At 47.4% G+C, this 19253-nt stretch carries 8 protein-coding genes and 1 pseudogene; 8 read left to right on the top strand and 1 reads right to left on the bottom strand.

Annotated elements, in window-relative coordinates:
- The first annotated feature begins 62 nt into the window (after positions 1-62).
- The 7 genes and pseudogenes from ACFO4O_RS07515 to ACFO4O_RS07485 all read left to right on the top strand — a co-directional run bounded on the left by ACFO4O_RS07515 (position 63) and on the right by ACFO4O_RS07485 (position 17069).
- On the top strand, positions 63-5183 hold the full coding sequence (locus ACFO4O_RS07515) for a di-heme oxidoredictase family protein (RefSeq protein WP_382407034.1): 5121 nt from the start codon (positions 63-65) through the stop codon (positions 5181-5183).
- Between the two features lie 15 nt (positions 5184-5198).
- Positions 5199-6596 (top strand): glycoside hydrolase family 19 protein, encoded by a 1398-nt coding sequence (locus ACFO4O_RS07510; protein ID WP_382407032.1) that lies wholly within the window; start codon positions 5199-5201, stop codon positions 6594-6596.
- 542 nt (positions 6597-7138) lie between these two features.
- Positions 7139-9796, top strand: a pseudogene (locus ACFO4O_RS07505) (family 16 glycosylhydrolase); the annotation flags it as partial.
- A 655-nt stretch (positions 9797-10451) separates the two neighbouring features.
- A complete protein-coding gene (locus ACFO4O_RS07500) occupies positions 10452-13463 on the top strand; it encodes a TonB-dependent receptor (protein ID WP_382407030.1) in 3012 nt (1003 codons plus the stop codon).
- A gap of 126 nt (positions 13464-13589) precedes the next feature.
- Positions 13590-15143 (top strand): tryptophan halogenase family protein, encoded by a 1554-nt coding sequence (locus ACFO4O_RS07495; protein ID WP_382407028.1) that lies wholly within the window; start codon positions 13590-13592, stop codon positions 15141-15143.
- 127 nt (positions 15144-15270) lie between these two features.
- Positions 15271-15993, top strand: a complete 723-nt coding sequence (locus ACFO4O_RS07490) for a SapC family protein (RefSeq protein WP_382407026.1) — start codon at positions 15271-15273, stop codon at positions 15991-15993.
- Between the two features lie 53 nt (positions 15994-16046).
- On the top strand, positions 16047-17069 hold the full coding sequence (locus tag ACFO4O_RS07485; RefSeq protein WP_382407024.1) for a cupin-like domain-containing protein: 1023 nt from the start codon (positions 16047-16049) through the stop codon (positions 17067-17069).
- A 30-nt stretch (positions 17070-17099) separates the two neighbouring features.
- On the opposite strand, the gene ACFO4O_RS07480 is transcribed toward ACFO4O_RS07485, so the two are convergent.
- On the bottom strand, positions 17100-17954 hold the full coding sequence (locus ACFO4O_RS07480; protein ID WP_382407022.1) for an AraC family transcriptional regulator: 855 nt from the start codon (positions 17952-17954) through the stop codon (positions 17100-17102).
- A gap of 156 nt (positions 17955-18110) precedes the next feature.
- On the opposite strand from ACFO4O_RS07480, the gene ACFO4O_RS07475 reads away from it, so the two are divergent.
- A complete protein-coding gene (locus tag ACFO4O_RS07475; protein ID WP_382407020.1) occupies positions 18111-19253 on the top strand; it encodes an alcohol dehydrogenase catalytic domain-containing protein in 1143 nt (380 codons plus the stop codon).

Below are 19253 nucleotides of genomic sequence, written 5' to 3'. Positions count from 1 at the left end.
GCCTCAACACAAAGACTCTCTTGTTGTATCGGTCCGAGTTTGAGAGTGAAGGGAACAACAAGATGAAAAATGCTTATATTAACGCTAGAGTTTTGGCTTTGCTTTCGAGCAGCTTTATGCTGTTGCTGAGCGCTCAAACGCACGCTCAGCAGGTAGGTGAATTGCTGTGGGAAGACAACTTTAACCAATTAGATGCGCAAACGTGGAATATTGATATTGGTGACGGTTGCGATCAAGGTCTGTGTGGCTGGGGTAATCAAGAATTACAGTGGTACGCAGAAAACAACGTCTCCATTGAGAACATACCCGGCGAGTCAGGCAACCGAGGATTGGTGCTAACGGCACGCAGCGAGAACGTGGGTGGTAAGGCATTTACTTCCGGTAAAATTCAATCTAGCAAAAAACTTGCAGTGCAATACGGCATGATTGAAGTGCGTATGTTAGTTAGCGATGTGGAGACGGGGCTTTGGCCCGCCGCTTGGCTGCTCGGCACAAGCACCGCTACTTGGCCCTCGAAGGGCGAAATTGACATGATGGAAATGGGCCAGTCTAGAGCAGGTAGAGCGTCTGCAGGCTTTCCTAATGCGCCAAGCAATAGTTATGTCGGTTCAAACCTTATCTTCTACACTGAGGCGGCGTGTAGTTCAGGCAATCCAACGTGTGCAGCGAGCGTGGCCTTTCAAAACGACAATGCTCATGTATCGTCTACCCCTTTAACTAACCGCTTTGTGACATATCGCACCTATTGGACCGAATCACAAATTCGATTTACCATCGTTGATAATGGTGTTGAATACGACATGTTCGATTCTCCATTTTTTATTAGCGAAGAGTCTGATGAATTTAGAGCCCCATTTTATCTACTGCTCAATTTAGCAGTAGGCGGCAATTTTACCGATGCCGCCAATAACAATCAGGTCTCTGCACCTCTACCCGGAAAGATGATTGTTGACTATGTGCGCATTTACAAGCTTGACGGTCAGGGAGAGGTTTTTGCAGGAAGCCAAGTTCAGCCTGAAAGCGGCACCTTTGGTGTATTCACTGACAACACCCCCACCAGTATTACCTTAGACCCGGGCGTAAGCTCCGATATTTACGTTTGGAATCAAACTTCTGTTTCCCAAGGCAATACTGCGCCATTTGAGGGTGACAACGTTATCGCATGGCGCTACTCACCAAATCAGTGGTTTGGAGGCGGTATTCAAACTCGTCAAGCCCGCGACATGAGTAACTTCAGAGGTGGCGAGCTCAAATTTAAAATAAAAATCCCTGCGAATGTGTCGTTCCGCATAGGCGTAGCTGACACCTATACCAATGAAAATTGGATAGAATTTCCGGCCAATGTTAACGCTTATGGTTTAGTTAGAAACGGTGAATGGGGCGAAGTAAGCATCCCTATAAATGAATTAGCAGGGCCTTTAATTGCTCTGCAATCGATTAAAAATCATTTCAATATTTCGTCTATTGGCGGTCAAGAGCCTAATTTTGCCTTTGATTTTGCCATTGACGACATCGTTTGGACTGGCGGCGGTGCACCGGTGTCTAATGGTCCCGACGGATATACCTTATGCGCAAGTGAAAATGGTATTTGTAACTTCAACGGAGATGCTGAGGTCGCATACGGCGCAAACGGCAGATTTAATTATTTAACAGCAACAAACAGCATTATTTGCTCTAGCTCTACCTTTGACGACCCTATTGTGGGAACGGCAAAAAATTGTTACTACCAATTGATTGAATTTGGCGATGCCGACGCAGACGGCGTCGCAGACAATATTGACCAATGTCCAAACACTCGTTTTGGTGCTGACGTTGATGCCCAGGGCTGTGAAATTGAAAACAAAATCGATTTTACGAATTTACCCGGTCAATTCTCGGCACAGTTCAATGACTCTCCTGCAGGTGAGGGCATTGCCAATGCCTTTGATGATAACGTTCAGACCAAATATCTGACTTTTAATGCTAATGCTTGGATTCAATACGAAATTGATGAAGGGCGCTATATTGCCTCTTCTTACCGCATTACATCGGGTAATGATTTTGCACGCAGAGACCCCCTTAATTGGAGCCTTCAAGCGTCCAACAATGGCGCCATATGGACTACGATTGACTCACGAGCAGGTCAGGATTTTAACGCTCGACGACAAACCCGTGAGTATGCTGTCGAAAATGCTAGGGCGTATCGTTATTATCGCCTGAACATGAGTAATAACAGTGGCAATATACTGCAGTTGTCGGAGTTTCAAATATTTGGGGCGGCAGAGCCAGTGCCGGTAGAAATCGATTTTACGAATTTGTCGACTGAGGTATCGTCGGCCTATCCTGAATCGCGGTCTCCGGCAAACGAGCGCTTAGAGAAGTTATTTGATAATAACGTAAATTCTAAATATTTAACCTTTAGCTCTTCTACTTGGGTGCAGGTAAAAATTAATGAGGCCGCTTACACTGCCAAACGTTACACACTCACATCAGCAAACGACGCGGCTCAGCGAGACCCGCTCAACTGGGAACTCAGAGGCTCAAATAACGGTGTGGATTGGGTTAGCCTAGACAACCGTAATGGCGAAGATTTTCCTAATCGCTTTCAAACACGCTCGTTTTCTATCAATAACGACCAAGCCTATCAGTATTACAGAATTGATATGAGCAACAACAGCAGCAATCTAATTCAAATAGCTGAACTTGAGATATTCGGCCCCGATGTAGCCACTGAGCTTAACTTAGACAGTGACGGCGATGGCGTGCTCGATTCACAAGACCAGTGCAGTAATACACCGCGCGGCGCAAGAGTTGACAGCAATGGCTGCGAAATAGTTGAGCAAGAGCTAGAGGGCATAGAGCAAGTGAGTGATAGCTCGGTAGTGTTTTATGTGCGTACTACAGGCTGGGCAGACGTTCACTACAGCGTGAATGGCGGAGCTCAACAAAATCTGCGTATGCAGGTTGTTAATGGTCGTAACGAATATCGCCTCGATAACTTAAACAATGGAGATGCAATATCGTATTGGTTTACCTATTTGCAAGATAACGGTTTAGCAATCGACAGTGCTACGCGACAGTTTACTCTGGGCGCAGGCAATGGTGGCGGAGGCGGCGGAGGTGGGCAAACCCCTCCAGACGCTGATGGTGACGGGGTTCCAGATAGTATTGATCAATGCGCTAACACACCGCGAGGAAGCTCAGTCAATGCAAGTGGCTGCCCGATAAACACAAGCAACGTCGCGCCCCTTTACAACAGCAGTACGCCCTTAGAACAGGCAATTAGTTTTGATCGCGGCGATGCTTTGGTAACGCGTTTTGCCGATAGGGGACGCGACAGACACGCAAAAGAAGACCAGTTTCAAATCTATGATCATTATTTGTCGAAGTACTGGAAGCATCGTACCGCGCAGTTTCAAATTGTGGATTATGTTGCCAAAGGCGGTTCGAATATTGAGATCACTTTTATTACTGAGTGGAAACTAGGAGCCCGTGAATTTAGAGCGTGGTATCGAGGGCTCGGCACGGTTGCAGAGTACCACGGTAACTACTTCGGTGGCGGTCAGGTGGTTGAGCTAGACAACGGACGTTACGACTTTAACTTCAACAAAATTAGCGATAACGGTAACCAGTATCGTTATCGCGTAATGATTGAAGATTACCGGCCACTGAATTGGAGCCCCACTAACCGCTTAGGCTTGCAAGTGGGTCAACGCATGGAGTTTGAAGCCAGTCAATTTTTGGATGCACCGCCAGACGGCAGAGCAAACTACTATGGAACGACTTACCTTTATATTGTAGGTGAGGGCTTAGTGCCGTGGGAAACGCGCGGTCGTTTTGAAGACCCTAATTCTGAGCGTGAAGACTCATATCCGATTGCTCGTGCTGGCTGGCTTGGCGGTAAAACCACGCTACCGTACAACTACACTAATGAACCTGATAACCACTTTATGCAAATGGCGACCAATTTATCGAACGTGAATGGCCAAGCCTTTGTTGAAGGGCGCCGCCTCCATCACAGCAGCTTTTTAGACGGTCGTCACGATGAGCGAAACGGTGAAAACGGCGTGTTTAACGATGTTGTTGGGAAGGTGGGTACGCATTACGTTAATGAGAGTTGCGCTGGTTGTCATGTGCGAAACGGCCGAGCGTCGGCACCCGCGGTTGGTGCTTCGCTCAACAAATGGGTATTTAAAGTAGCGGCAGCAGACGGCGCGCCAGACCCTAACATCGGCAGCATTTTACAAGCCCAAAATGTGGGTATAAACAGTAATAATGGGGAAGGGGATGTGGTGATTGCGTCGTGGTCAGAAAACAACGGACTGCGCTCGCCCAACTACAATTTTACTAAAAACAGACCGGCGCGCTTTTCTGGACGCATTGCGCCAAACTTGGTTGGTTTAGGTTTGCTAGAAGCTGTTGACGAGTCGACTATTCTTGCCAAAGAAGATGTTAATGATGCAGATGGCGACGGTATTTCTGGCAAAGCGAATCGAATTAACGACCCCCGCTCTGGACAAACACGACTCGGCCGTTTCGGCTGGAAGGCAGGCGCGTTCAGTATTGAGCATCAAGTGGCAATGGCATTTAATGGAGATATGGGCGTTATGACCACCATGCTGCCAGAACCCGATTGCGGCGCAGCCCAAAGCGACTGTGGTGGTTCAGGTGCTGAAATTTCTGACGATAATGTAGACCTCCTAGTGAAGTATCTTTCTTTGTTAGGCGTACGAGCGCAGCGCAATCTCAATGACCCAGCAGTTAGAAACGGTAAATCGATTTTTACCGATATCGGTTGTGCCTCTTGCCATACACCGTCTATGCAAACTAGTCAGTATCACCCTTTAAGTGAGTTGAGAGACCAAACCATTCAGCCCTATACCGATATGCTGTTGCATGATATGGGCGACGGTCTGGCAGATAACTTAGGAGAAGGTGATGCGAGCGGCGCTGAATGGCGCACCGCACCGCTTTGGGGCTTGGGCCTATCGGCGTGCGTAACAGGCGGCGTACGCAACGATACCGGTGCGCAAGGTGATGAATACTGCACGCCGGATGAAAGCTACCTGCATGACGGAAGAGCTCGCACCATAGAAGAAGCGGTATTATGGCATGGCGGTGAGGCAAGCGATGCTCGTGCGAGGTTCGAAGGCTTAGGTAACGTGCAAAAATCTGAGTTGTTAGCGTTTTTGAAATCACTTTAAGATAAGGAAATCGATATGAAACACTTTACACGTATTGGACTGTTAATAGCGCTTACCTCTTCTTTAATTGGTTTTACGCAGGCTCAAGTATTTCAGGCAGAAGATTACTCAGCCTATAACGACACGACTGTGGGCAATCAAGGCGGTGCTTACCGCTCTGATAACGTTGACATTGAAGCGAGTAGCGAGGGCGGCTTTAACGTTGGTTGGATAGAAGCCAGTGAGTGGTTGGTTTATCCTAATTTAGCCATTCCAAGCTCTGGTGAGTACGCAATTAAACTGCGTGTAGCGAGCCCTAGCGGTGGCGTTGCATCAGTTGACTTAAATGCCGGAGCGATTAACTTTGGCGACTTTGTCATTCCTGCTACGGGAGGCTGGCAGTCTTGGAGAACGGTTGAGCGCAGCGTAAGAATAGACGCCGGAAATTACAATTTAGGCGTTTTTGCGCAAACCAATGGCTGGAACTTAAACTACATAGAGGTGGCAAGACTTGGTTCATCATCACCGAGCATTGTGACGGTGTATGAGCATTGCGACTACGCGGGGTGGAGGGCTTCTTTAGGTGAAGGTAATTTCAATTTAGCTAGCTTAGGGCCGCGCGGTTTTGTCAACGACAAGGCGTCGTCTATCCGAGTTGCGCCAGGCTATGAAGCGGTGTTGTTTTTAGATGATAACTTTGCGGGCCGTACGGTTACCATAAGAGGTGATGACGCTTGCCTAGCGAACAATGGTATGAACGACCTAGCGTCGTCAATTATTGTGCGTCGTGTAAGCAATTCGGGTGGCCAGCCTCAGGGCTTAGCCGCCATTATGAGTGAAGCGCAGTTCAACCAGATGTTTCCAAACCGAAATAGCTTTTATACCTATGCAGGTTTGATTGAAGCTGCTAAAACCTATCCTAGCTTTGGTGGCGCCGGTGATCTTGGCACGCGAAAACGAGAAGTAGCAGCTGCAATGGCCAACTTTCATCACGAAACTGGTGGCTTGTTTTACAAAGAAGAGATTGCGCGAGGAGAATACTGCTCGGGTACAGCCACCCCATGCGGCGTATGTCAAACAGGTAAACGCTATTATGGACGTGGCCCGATTCAGCTCAGTTGGAATTTTAACTACTGCGCGGCGGGGCAAGCACTGGGTTTGAATTTGTGGCAAAACCCCGATCAAGTCGCGCAAAGCGCCACTATTGCTTGGCAAACTGCCTTGTGGTTTTGGATGACGCAAAGCGGCGCGGGGAATGTGTCGGCGCATGATGCGATGGTTCAGGGCAGAGGCTTTGGTGAAACCATTCGCACCATTAATGGCGCGCTTGAGTGCAACGGTGGCAATCCTGCTCAGGTGCAAAGCAGAATCAATGAATATCGCAGGATGATTGCGATATTGGGTGATTCGCCGGGAGCCAATTTGGGCTGCTAAATAAAACCGAGGTTCGCACATCAATGGCAACCTTCGCAAAAGCGTAATTTGATTCGTTTAGGTAGTGAATCTGGCGAGGGGCGTATACTCATTTAAAAGTCGCTTTCGCCATCCTGGCCGCTCATGCGTGCACATCCGTGTGCACGCATGCTTTTAAATGAGTACACGCCCCTCACTTTAACGATTCACTACCTAGACGAAACGTCTCACACCCAGCCGATACGCTACCGTATCAACACATGCGACATTTAAGCTGCTCACGTAGACGACAATAGCTTGCCCAAGCTATAGCTATTCATGCCCTGCGAGAATTATTTCGGTGTTTTCCTGTACCTTTTTGCCGCAAAAATATATCGCTTCATCGCAAAAACATGGCAACTGCCCATTTATCTTAAACAAGTTACTGTTCACCGCATTTGAGTATTTCTTCATTAACAAACATGTAACATTAAACTTAACAAAAAAATTTGTTTTGTTTACAGACACACACATACCCAAAGTCACATCACGATGATGTGTTGGGTGAACACATGGAGAATACAATGGTCGTTAAAATTGTGGATTCAAAAGCAAAAAAATGCTTAATCCCACTTTTTGCATTTGCCCTTTTTGGTTGCGGTGGTGCTGATACTACAACCGACACACAAATCACCGAAATCGACACTAGCCAACCTGTCTCAGATTGGGAATTGGTGTGGAGTGATGACTTTGACGGTACATCCCTTAATCTAAATAATTGGTCGTATGAAGTTAACTGTGATGGCGGTGGTAACAATGAAAAGCAATGTTACACAGACTCAGCAGACAACTTGGTGGTGTCAGACGGCACACTGAAAATCAACGCCCTACCGGCCCCCGACGGTGCGCAACTGCCTTACACGTCGGCCCGTATTAATACCCGCGGCAAAGCTGACTTTAAATACGGTCGGTTTGAGCTTCGAGCGAAATTGCCCCAAGGCCAGGGCTCATGGCCTGCCTTTTGGATGCTGCCTACTGACTACGTTTACGGCGGCTGGCCGAAGTCTGGTGAAATCGACATCATGGAGGCAGTTAACCTCGGTACCGTGGGTGCTGACGGTGTTGAAGAGACGCGCGTGCATGGCACGATCCACTACGGAAACGATTGGCCGAATAACGACAGTTCAGGTACCGAGTTTTTACCACCTGACGGTATAAGTCCCGCTGACGACTTTAATACCTACGCGATTGAGTGGCAAGAAGGCGAAATCCGCTGGTATTTCAATGGTTATTTGTATGCTATGCAGCGAAAATCAGATTTACGCTTGAGCAGTTCCGGCGATGCGATTGGTCTTCGTCACCGCGGATGGTACACCCCGCAGTTCAGCAATGTGACCGGTGAACCCATCATTACCTACGGAACAGAGCCTTTTGATGAGTATTTCCATCTCTTACTCAATGTGGCTGTAGGCGGTAACTGGCCAGAAAACGTAAACTTGGGCGGCATTGACGCGCAGGCCTTTGCGAACGGTCAAACCATGGAAGTGGATTACGTCAAAGTATATCAATGTACCCAAGACCCAATAACAGGCGCGGGATGTGAAACCATACGCCCGGGTTATGATGACCCCGATGATGCCTTTGTTGAAGGTAAAGCGCCAAGCCCGTCGCTACCTACGCCAGAGCGACCAGTACCCATTACTTTCTTTGATGATGCAGAGAACCCTAGTTGGCCTCTGTGGGACAACACAGGCAATTCAACACCTACAGTAGTTATGGATGAAGATGCGAGTTTTGGTTCGGTTGCCGAATTTACAATCCAGACCGATGAAGGCACGGTACTTGGTTTTAACACCCGAATAGCTGACACGCCTGCGATGTATAACGCATCTGCGATGATTGGCGTGGGTAGTCTCTCATTTGATATGAAAGTCGTGTCGCAACCCACATCTGGTGCTCGCTGGTTGGTAAAAATTGAAGCTGATAATGCCAGTTCGGCGGCTGAATTTTTTATTACTGAAAGCAATGAGGGCGTGTTCCCACCCACGGGCGAGTGGCAGCGTTATACCTTTCCCATTAGCGCGCTTGCCGACCGCGGGCTTGACGTAAGTAATATCGATTTAATTATGGTCTTCCCTGAGTGGCAACAAGGTAATGGGGCCACCTACCGACTCGACAATGTTCAGATTGATGTTGACGGCGGCAGCGCATCTCCTGAATTTGTGCTCTTCGATGGCGCAATTAACCCTGATTATTCACTGTGGGATTGCTGCGGCGGCACTACGCCAACCATTGAATTAGATGACGCTCCTTATGGCGAGGTTGCTGAATTTAGAATTAATGATAACAACGGTACCGTATTAGGTTGGGATGCTCGTCCTTCAGAGAATTTTATTGATGCTTCTTCCTTACTGGCAGGCGGTGTTTTCCAGTTTGATATGAAGGTTGTGTCGTTGCCGTCAACCCCTGACACGCCATGGTTACTCAAAATAGAAAGTTCACAATCCACCGTTTTCGCTGAGCTTCCCCTGAGTGAGTCTAAAGAGGGACTTGCGCCTGTGGAGGGCGAATGGCAGCGTTACACCTTTGACCTGACCACCCTAGCCGATGCCGGTTTAGACATCAGCGAAATCGCCGTTGTGATGATTTTCCCCACGTGGCAAACCGGTGAAGGAGCGATATATCGGGTAGATAACGTTAAATTCTTCGACCCTTCAGCAAGCGGCGCGCCCTCTGGTCCTCTAGCGACTATTTTCACCGACGCGTTTACTGTTGAATGGAATCCATGGGATTGCTGTGGAGGTACAACACCCACGCTAGAAATGGATGATCCGGAATACGGCGCAACTACGCAGTTTACTATCGAAAACAACAACGGAACCGTGCTTGGCTACACCGCGCGAGAAGAAGGCGGTATGCCCTTTGATGCGTCGAGCATTATTACAACCGGCGTTGTTCAGTTTGATATGAAGATTGTCACGCCGCCAACGTCAGATACTACTTGGCTATTTAAAGCCGAGTCGAACAATAATCCGGGTGAGTTTGCAGAAGTTGCGCTCAGTGCATCGCAACAGGGTGTTGAACCGGTAGTGGGCGAATGGCAAACCTATACCTTTGATTTACTCTCGCTTTCCGACATGGGATTAGACGTGAGTGCCATTGATGTAGTGATGATATTCCCAGCATGGCAGACCGGTGGCGGCGCCGTGTATAGAGTTGATAATTTCTATATTGGAAACCCCTCAGATATTAGCGGTGATATGAGCGGCGGCGACTCTGGTGCAGATAATGCGGTACTCACCGTGTTTGCCGACCAAGTCAACCAAGCATGGCCGATGTGGGATTGCTGTGCAGGTACTTCACCTACTGTTGAAACCACTGACCAACCTTATGGTGCAGTAGCGCAGTTCTCAATTGGTGACGCCGATGAGACGGTGCTTGGCTTTAATACTCGAAACGCAGACATGAGCGCGCCGTTTGACGCATCGCCAATTGAGGTGAGCGGTCAATTTAGCTTTGACCTTCGTTTAGTCTCAGCGCCAGCAGGCGGTGAAACCGACTGGCTGTTAAAGCTTGAGTCTAACGGCAGTCCATCGCAGTTTGTGGAGCTTTCGCTTAGTAACAGCATTGAAGGTAACTTGCCTGTTGTGGGTGAGTGGCAGACCTATACCTTTGACATGGCTCAGCTGAGCGACAGTTCACTGGATGTCACAGGCATCGATGTAATTATGGTGTTCCCTGCGTGGGGCACGGGTGCGGGCGCAGTGTATCAAATCGACAATATGGTGTTTACCGACAACTAGGTAACGCCAAGATACGCTTTACGCTTTTTATTAAAGGTTTTTGCCTGCCAAGGCGGGCGAAAATCGCATCAAGTTTTCAATATGTAGGAACATTATGAAACATAATAAATTTTTTAGGACTCGTATTTCTGCTGCAGTATCACTCGTGCTAGGGTCGGCAATGATGGGCTCGGCAATGATGGTGCCGGTGCACGCACAAGAAAATGAAACAAATAATCTTGACGAAGAAACCACAGTAGAAATTATAGAAATAAGCGGTATTAGAGGTAGCTTGGCGCGATCTCAAGATATAAAACGCTCGTCGTCGGGCATTGTAGATGCTATCTCGGCAGAAGAAATGGGTAAGTTTCCAGATACTAACCTTGCAGAATCGCTACAGCGCATTACCGGCATTACGATAAGTCGCAACAACAATGAAGGTAGCCAAATCACCGCGAGAGGTTTTGGTCCAGACTTTAACCTCTTACTTTTAAACGGACGGCAAATGCCAGGTACGGGCAATTCACGTTCGTTTAATCTGGAAAATCTATCGTCTGAGGGCGTTAGTGAGCTTTTGGTTTACAAGTCGGGTAGGCCAGACGTACCTAGCGGCGGTTTAGGCGTTACCGTTGATATTCTTACTGCAAAGCCGCTATCGTCACCGGGTTTGAAATATTCGGTGTCGGCCAAAGGCCTATACGACGAATCGAACGTTGAAGGAGACGACGTTACGCCCGAGATAGCGGCTTTGTATAGTCAGACCTTTGCCGACGATACAATTGGTGTGTCGCTATCGGCGTCTTATCAAGAGCGCTCGTTTCAGCAGCAAAGTGCAAATATTCCCGGATGGTTGGCCAACACTGGTGCATTCAGTTCAGCGAGTAGTTTTGTTGATTTGCGCCCTGACGCCATGTCAGAAGAAGAGGATATCGCGGTAAACGGGAATCCGGCGCTTGCAGGTGCGCTTGACGGTAAAGCAGGGCCTACCTTCATGCCACGACAGATATCCTATGATTTACGGGATATACAGCGAGAGCGTACTAATGCTCATCTTACCTTGCAGTGGGCACCTACCGACAATATGACCTTATCGGCAGATTACATGATGGCAGAGTCGCAAACCGCCAATGAGGGGTACGGCTTTGGGATTTGGTTTAACTTTGGCGGAAATGTTGACTCATACGAACTTGACGAAAACGGCACTGCGGTGCGATTTACCGAAGTTGACAACGATTTTGCGCACTCGCGCACATCTGACACCTTGCTGGTTGAGCAAAAATCAATCGGCTTTAACTTTGAGTGGTTTATCAATGACGATTTTGCCGTTGAGCTCGACTATCATGACTCAAGCGTAGAAACCGATAATGGTCTAGACAGCGGCACTAACGCAAGCAGCTTACTGATCATTGCGCCGAATAACATCGTCAATAAAACCTACGATTTCACCAGTGGACAAATTCCTAATTTTGAAATGACATGGCCAAACGGGGCAGCAGAGGCGAGTGCTTCGGATATCGACCCTTTATTTGCTCAGTTTAGTCGCGGAATTGGCGAGTCGGGCGTAAAGCAATTTCAGTTTAATTCTCAATGGACAAACCCGAACGACAGTTTCTTAACCAACGTTAAGTTTGGCCTAGCTCACACCGAGCAGACCTTTGGTGGCCGTTCTGGATTTAGTGGAAATCAGGGGCCAAACGGCTATAACGGCAATCAAGCCATATTCCCAGATAGTATGTTCACACGCGTAGCAACTGACGATTTACTCGACGATTTTGATGGTGGCGGCGCGAACCTCTCTACTAACTATTATTTTGATTGGGACTTAGGTGAGGCACTGTCTAGAATGGCAACGTTCTTCCCAGGATTTACCAGCGATCCTTTCAATGAAAACGGGCAAATCAGTGAAAATGATTTAACCGAAACTACGCAGTCGGCCTACCTTAATGCCAGCATGTATTTTGAAATTGCTGATATGCCCTTAGACGTAAATGTCGGGCTTAGGTATGAAGAAACTGAGGTAGACAGCAATAACCTGCAGCGCGCTGAGGATTTTGTGGTGTGGTCAAATCCTACCGAGTGGCAGTTACGCTTCCAAAGCGGTGGCGATACCTTTGTTAACGGCACAGGAGAGCATGATGTGCTCTTGCCAGCCATAGACTTTAAGCTCGAAATACAAGAAGACCTATTCGCTAGGATGTCATTTGGTAAAACAATTAGCCGTGCGCCTTTGGGCAATCTAAACGTAGGGCGAAGTCTGTCGGCAAACCCAAAACCTGACTCTCGGATAGGTAGCGCTGGTAACCCAAGCCTAGACCCGTTTGAGTCGGTAAATTTTGATGTGGCAGCCGAGTGGTATTACGAGGAATCGAGCTATGTTTCGCTAACGTATTTTAGGAAAGACGTTAAAAACTTTATATCCGATGGCCTAAACATCATTACCGTTGACAACTTACGCGACCCGTTAATTGGACCGCGTGCCAACGCCGCCCGAGCGGCGCTTGAAGCTGAAGGGCTGCCTCTTACCGTGACCAATGTATGGGAGCGGATCATCGCTGACGGCGGTGGGGTAGATGATGCTTGCTGCCAGACGCAAATTGTTCGTCAAAACGCAGATGACCCGCTTATTGAATGGCAAGTGAGTCAACCGGTTAATGACCCCGATTCAAAAACCGTAGACGGTATCGAATTTGCGATTCAGCATATGTTCTGGGATACCGGTTTTGGCGCGTCGTTTAATACCACAATAGTTAACTCAGACACCGAATATGACGTTAGCTTATTGGCGGTGCAATCGCCCTTAATTGGTGTAAGTGACTCGGCCAACATTCAGCTGTTTTATGAAGATGATTCGTGGTCGGTTAAGCTAACTCACGCTTGGCGAGATAGCTATTTAGCCGGTGTGGGCCAAACACAAGGCTCGGCGGATGCACCTCCTCAGTTTATTGAGGAAACTAACATTACCGACTTTAGCGTAAATTATAGCTATGATGAAAACCTAACCTTTTTCCTAGAGGGCTACAATATTACCAACGAGGTAGAAGAGGGATATGGTCGCTACCGAAACCAATTTTTATTTGGTCGTCAATATGGCGCTAGATACGGATTTGGAGCGAGATATTCTTTTTGATAGCAGTGTGTGCCAAGCGAGGGGGTATGGGTAAGAGCAGCCCCTTCGCTTCCTTTAGTGTAAAAGGACAAAGTTTGCTAGTATGAAAAAAGAAGATTGTGATAGCTTTCTAGTGAGTCAGCACATATGAGCAGTATCAGAAATATTATTATTGTTGGGGGAGGCACGGCGGGTTGGTTAACCTGTGCGGTTATTGCAGCCGAACACTGCAGCCACTCTCAACATGGTATTAGGGTAACCCTAATTGAGTCTCCTGACGTCAATACAGTTGGCGTAGGTGAGGGAACATGGCCCACCATGCGCGGTACGCTGCGTAAAATTGGTGTGAGCGAGAGTGAGTTTTTTCAAAAGTGCGATGCTTCGTTTAAGCAAGGAGCAAAATTTGCAAAGTGGGTTACGGGCGAGGACGATGATGCCTATTATCATCCTTTGGTACTGCCCCAAGGCTATGCCGATATAAACCTCGCGCCATTTTGGCAGGCTCATGCTAAACAAACTCCTTTCGCCGATGCAGTGTGCTTCCAAAGCCAACTGTGTGAAAAAGGGCTGGCTCCAAAGCAAATATCTACCCCCGAATATGCCCATGTTGCAAACTACGCATATCATTTAGACGCTGGAAAGTTTGCTAGTTTTTTACAAGAGCATTGCACAAAGAAGCTGGGCGTTGTGCATATTCTTGATCACGTTACCGCGGTTAATTCAAACGAGCATGGCGATATTGCATCAGTCTCGACAAAAGCGAACGGCGATATTTCGGGTGATTTATTCATTGACTGCACGGGCTTTAAGTCTTTATTGCTTGGTGAGCATTTTAATATTCCGTTTAAGAGCTGTAAGTCGATGTTATTTAACGACACAGCGCTAGCTACCCATGTGCCATATTTAAGACCAGATGCGCCAATTGTGTCGCATACTGTGTCGACCGCGCAAAGCGCAGGGTGGATTTGGGATATTGGACTGCCGTCGCGCCGAGGAGTAGGACACGTGTTTTCGAGCGCTCACATAGACGAAAAAAGCGCCGCAGACGAGCTAAGGAGCTACATCCGACAAAGTATAGGGGATGCAGCAGACGACCTAGCATTTAGAAAAATCAAGATTGACCCTGGCCATAGAGAAAAATTTTGGCATAAAAACTGTGTAGCGGTTGGTCTTTCTGCAGGCTTTTTAGAGCCGCTAGAGGCATCGGCGCTAGTGTTAGTTGAACTGTCGGCTGCAATGATAAGTGAGCAGCTACCGGCAAATCGTGAGGTGATGGATATTACCGCCAAGCGATTTAATGAAAAGTTCTTGTATCGCTGGGATAGGATCATCGACTTTTTAAAGCTGCACTATGTGTTAAGCAAACGCACCGATACTCAATACTGGCGAGATAACTGTGAAAAAAGCAGCATGTCAGAAGAGCTTGCGTCGTTACTTACGCTGTGGAAATACCAAAGTCCGTATCATCAGGATTTTACCTATGCCGATGAGGTATTTCCCTCAGCGAGTTACCAATACGTGCTCTATGGTATGGGCTTTGAAACTGAGCTGCCAGAGACTCAGCGCCGGTCACTAGACCAACAGCTTGCGGCGCAGCATATACAGAAAAACCATCAACTCACGCAAAAGCTGCTGCAGGGTTTGCCGAGCAATCGTGAGTTGATTGAGCTTATCAGGCGCTCAGGTCAGTGTGCCGCTTAATTGCTCAGTATGAGCACGTGTTATGTGCGCCGATAGTGCACGCGCTTTTGTTCTGCTGACAAACCGCCGCGTGACACAGAACAAGCGCTCGCAAACTGATAAAACACCGTATTAAAAGGACAAATTGATGTCGTCGCATGAAGTATTAGATAATATCAAACATCAACATCTTAAAGTGATTACCGCACAGCATCCTCGCTATGGCGATACTCACAGCTACGCGACCATTGTGCCAAGCGAAGTCGCCCTTGCTCATTCTGATTATCCTATCTTTTTTCGCAAAAGTAGCGAGAGTAAAAAACTCGAACTGGTTGTTTTATTGGGCCTTAGTGAGCATGAAAACTTATTTTTAAGCTCTCAGGGTTGGGACGCGCACTATATCCCCTTAAGTATTCAAAGACGTCCATTTTTGATTGGTTTTACGGAGCAAAATGGCACTCACACGCCGGTGGTATCTATTGATATGGATAGTCCTCGGGTGAATGAAGATGAAGGCGAGAGCGTGTTCATGCCACACGGCGGTCAAACTGGCTTTTTGCAAGAGGTGAACTCGATATTACTCGCCTTGCATGAAGGACATGAACACACGCGAGGATTAGTGGATGCACTTCTGCGCTATGAGTTAATTGAAACGATTACCCTGTCGTTGCAGTTAGATAATGGCGAAAAGATAAGCATAGACGAGCTACACACCATAAACGAACAGAAGCTCAAAGATTTAAATGACGACGCCATTGTGTATTTGCACAGGCACAACTATATGCAGCTAATATATTTGTTGTTGGCATCGAGCAACAACATCGTAAAACTAATTAAACGTAAAAATGCGCAACTCAAACAAGCGGATTAAGCACGCTGTGTTGGCTTTGACCCGGTCAAGTCTGCAATAGTAGCTAGCATCATATGGAAATTCTCAAACATATAGCCCCAATTAGATGCCAAGTATGCAGCGCGAATAATGGATTACCAGCGTCATTGCTATCTGCAGCAGAGCCTGTGGTATTAAAAGACTATGTGTTGCACTGGCCTGTTGTAAGTGCGGCAAAGCAAGGTAATGCTGCGCTTCAAAAGCTACTTTTGTCTTATTACAACGAAGCGCTTGTTCATACCATGAGGGCGCCGATAGAGGGCACGGAGCAAGCAGCCGGCAAACTATTTTACAATGAGGACTTAAGCGGATTTAATTTTTCACGCGCTAGAGAAAGCTTAAGCACCGTGTTTAGTCAACTTAATGATACCGAACATAGCGCGCAAGAAACGATTTACGTAGGCTCTACTGCAGTAGATTCGGTCATGCCAGGCTTAAGGGATGCTAATGATTTGGCGTTTTTGCGCAATAAAGCCTTGGCCAGCATCTGGATGGGAAATCAAACGCGCATTGCAGCGCACTACGATGCGCCAGATAATATCGCCTGCGTGGTAGGCGGAACGCGGCGCTTTATATTATTTCCAGCTGATCAGCTTCGTAATCTTTATGTGGGGCCCATCGACTTTACACCTGCCGGGCAACCCGCAAGCCTCGTCGATTTTTACTCACCTGATTTTGATAAGTTCCCGCGTTTTAAGTGTGCACTGCAAGCGGCGCAGTATGCTGAGCTAGGCCCTGGGGACGCTATTTATATCCCGCCTAACTGGTGGCACCATGTCGAGGCATTAAGTCCTTTTAACGTATTGATAAACTATTGGTGGCGGCAGGTTGATGACCATGTAGGCGTTCCCAATGACGCCTTGCTCCATGCCATTTTAGCGATTAAATCGCTGCCAAAGCCGCAAAGAGACGCATGGCGAGAGATATTCGATTATTATGTGTTTGGCGATCATGATTTTTCACATATCCCTACGCGTGTTCAAGGACTAATTGGCGAGTTAAGCCCAGACAACGCCAGAAAAATTCGGACTATTTTGCTTAATAAGATAAATCGCTAATGCTCCAGTAGAGAATTAGCCACTCACTATTCATTGCGCATGGTCTTGCGTTCGATATTGACGAGGCGTAAGCGCAAACTGTCGTTTAAACTGGAATATTAAATGCGATGGGCTGGCAAAATTTAGCTCGTAACTTATTTCGGTAATGCTTTTATCACTTTGACTGAGCAGTCGAGCCGCACTATAGAGCTTATGCCGAAGCGTATATTCAGAATATGAGTAACGGTAGGTGCGCTTAAATAACTTAGAAAAATAAGAAGGGGAGATAAAACACAGTGCCGCGGCCTGGGTAAGCGACAGCTCAACGCTGGCCTTATGTTTAAATTTCTCCATGATGGGTTTGAGCTTGTCGTGCTCGGTGCTTACTAAGACCTGTTTGTCGGCCTCTGGGTTCATAGGATGGGCGTGTTCAGCTATCCATAAAATAAGGGTTTTTAACAAAGCCTTACTCAATTCGCTGTTTGCGTCTCGCCGATAGCATTCATGTAGCCACTGAGCCTGCTGTTGTACTGTTTTTATATGCTGTGCGCTGAGCCTTAAGTGCATCCCTTGCCCAAATCTAGAGAGCACAGAACTGATGTTCAATTGCTCTGCCAGTGAGGGTAGAAACTGCAATATATACCAAGACTTACTGCCCGCAGCGCATTCAAAATTGTGCGTCTCAAAGCTCGGTGTAAATACCAAGTCGTTGTTCTCAAGCGTAGACTTGCCCGCGCTATAAAAATAAAAACCGCTGATGTTTTCGAAGATGATTAGCTCATGCACTTCATGAAAGTGCGTAAAGCACGAATAGACATCGTCGTGTCCGTATTGCACTTTATGAATTTCAAAACTGTGATTTTTATCAAGACAAAAAGGCTCGCAATACGCTTTTGTATCTTTCATCAACCATGGTCCTATTTTGATAGTATGAGGCCATAAAAAGCTTATATTAGCTTAATGTGAGCATATTTTTGATATTTTTTGATAATAAACTGACAGTACATGGATGTTTAAACCCGCTATATTAACGCTCAATTGTGCATTTATTAAAGAGCAACTATGCCAGAGGTAAACATTACGGCCAAAGCGTTGATAAGCGATGGCAAGGGTAACTTTCACGTTGATACTATCGCACTAGGCGAATGCGGCGACGACGAAGTGCTGGTAAAAATTGCCGCAGCCGGCATATGCCATACCGACTGGGACGCTATTCAAACCTGGAACAAGCCCTTTATTGTTGGGCATGAGGGAGCCGGCCGTGTGCATAAAGTCGGTAAAAATGTTACGAAAGTGGCCGCTGGCGATCGCGTTATTCTCAATTGGGCAATACCCTGTGGTGATTGTTTTCAGTGCAAGCGCGGGAATGTGCATATTTGTGAGGTGAATTCACCGGTGTGTGGCTGCGACCTATCGGGGCACGCACACATCGAGTCGTCTAAATATCAAGAAAAGGGCATTGAGCGCGCCTTTCATTTAGGCACCATGAGTGAGTTTGCCATGGTAAAGCAAGCTGCTGTGGTTAAACTTGAGCATCATATCTCTCTTACTGCCGCCTCAATCATCGGCTGCGGTGTAATGACCGGTTGGGGCTCGGTGATAAACGCGGCAAAAGTGCAAGCGGGCGAATCGGTGTGTGTTATTGGCTGTGGAGGGGTGGGTTTAAACGCTATACAGGGTGCTAAAAATGCTGGCGCCGCCATGATCATTGCTATCGATATTGCTGCTAACCGCATTGAAACAGCCAAACGCTTTGGTGCAACCCACGGCATTATTGCGAGCAAAGAAGACATCGATTTTGTTGAGGTAAAAGCCAAAGTAAGAGCCCTCACCGAAGGCCGCGGAGCTGATTATGCCTTTGAATGCACCGCCATTCCTGCCTTGGGTTCAGCGCCTCTAGCACTCGTTAGAAATGCCGGTATGGCGGTTCAAGTGAGTGGTATCGAGCAGCGCATAGATTTTGATTGTGAGCTATTTGAATGGGATAAGCTCTACATTAACCCACTTTATGGCATGTGCAACCCAGAGCGCGACTTCACGCGCATTTTAGATCTAAACGCGCAAGGTGAGCTAAAGCTCGATGAACTTGTGAGCAAAACCTACCGGCTTGATGACATTCATCAGGGTTTTGACGACTTACTCAATGGACGCATTGCAAAAGGGGTTGTGATTATCGACAGCAGTGAATTTGAGGAAGGCGCGTAA

The sequence above is a fragment of the Glaciecola siphonariae genome (assembly GCF_042652645.1).
Classification (GTDB): domain Bacteria; phylum Pseudomonadota; class Gammaproteobacteria; order Enterobacterales; family Alteromonadaceae; genus Glaciecola; species Glaciecola siphonariae.
This window is presented reverse-complemented; position numbering and strand designations above follow the sequence as displayed.

Coding starts and splice junctions, on each gene's coding strand:
- ACFO4O_RS07510 (WP_382407032.1), top strand. CDS start 5,199: ATGAAACACTTTACACGTATTGGACTGTTAATAGCGCTTACCTCTTCT.
- ACFO4O_RS07495 (WP_382407028.1), top strand. CDS start 13,590: ATGAGCAGTATCAGAAATATTATTATTGTTGGGGGAGGCACGGCGGGT.
- ACFO4O_RS07475 (WP_382407020.1), top strand. CDS start 18,111: ATGCCAGAGGTAAACATTACGGCCAAAGCGTTGATAAGCGATGGCAAG.
- ACFO4O_RS07515 (WP_382407034.1), top strand. CDS start 63: ATGAAAAATGCTTATATTAACGCTAGAGTTTTGGCTTTGCTTTCGAGC.
- ACFO4O_RS07490 (WP_382407026.1), top strand. CDS start 15,271: ATGTCGTCGCATGAAGTATTAGATAATATCAAACATCAACATCTTAAA.
- ACFO4O_RS07500 (WP_382407030.1), top strand. CDS start 10,452: ATGAAACATAATAAATTTTTTAGGACTCGTATTTCTGCTGCAGTATCA.
- ACFO4O_RS07480 (WP_382407022.1), bottom strand. CDS start 17,954: ATGAAAGATACAAAAGCGTATTGCGAGCCTTTTTGTCTTGATAAAAAT.
- ACFO4O_RS07485 (WP_382407024.1), top strand. CDS start 16,047: ATGGAAATTCTCAAACATATAGCCCCAATTAGATGCCAAGTATGCAGC.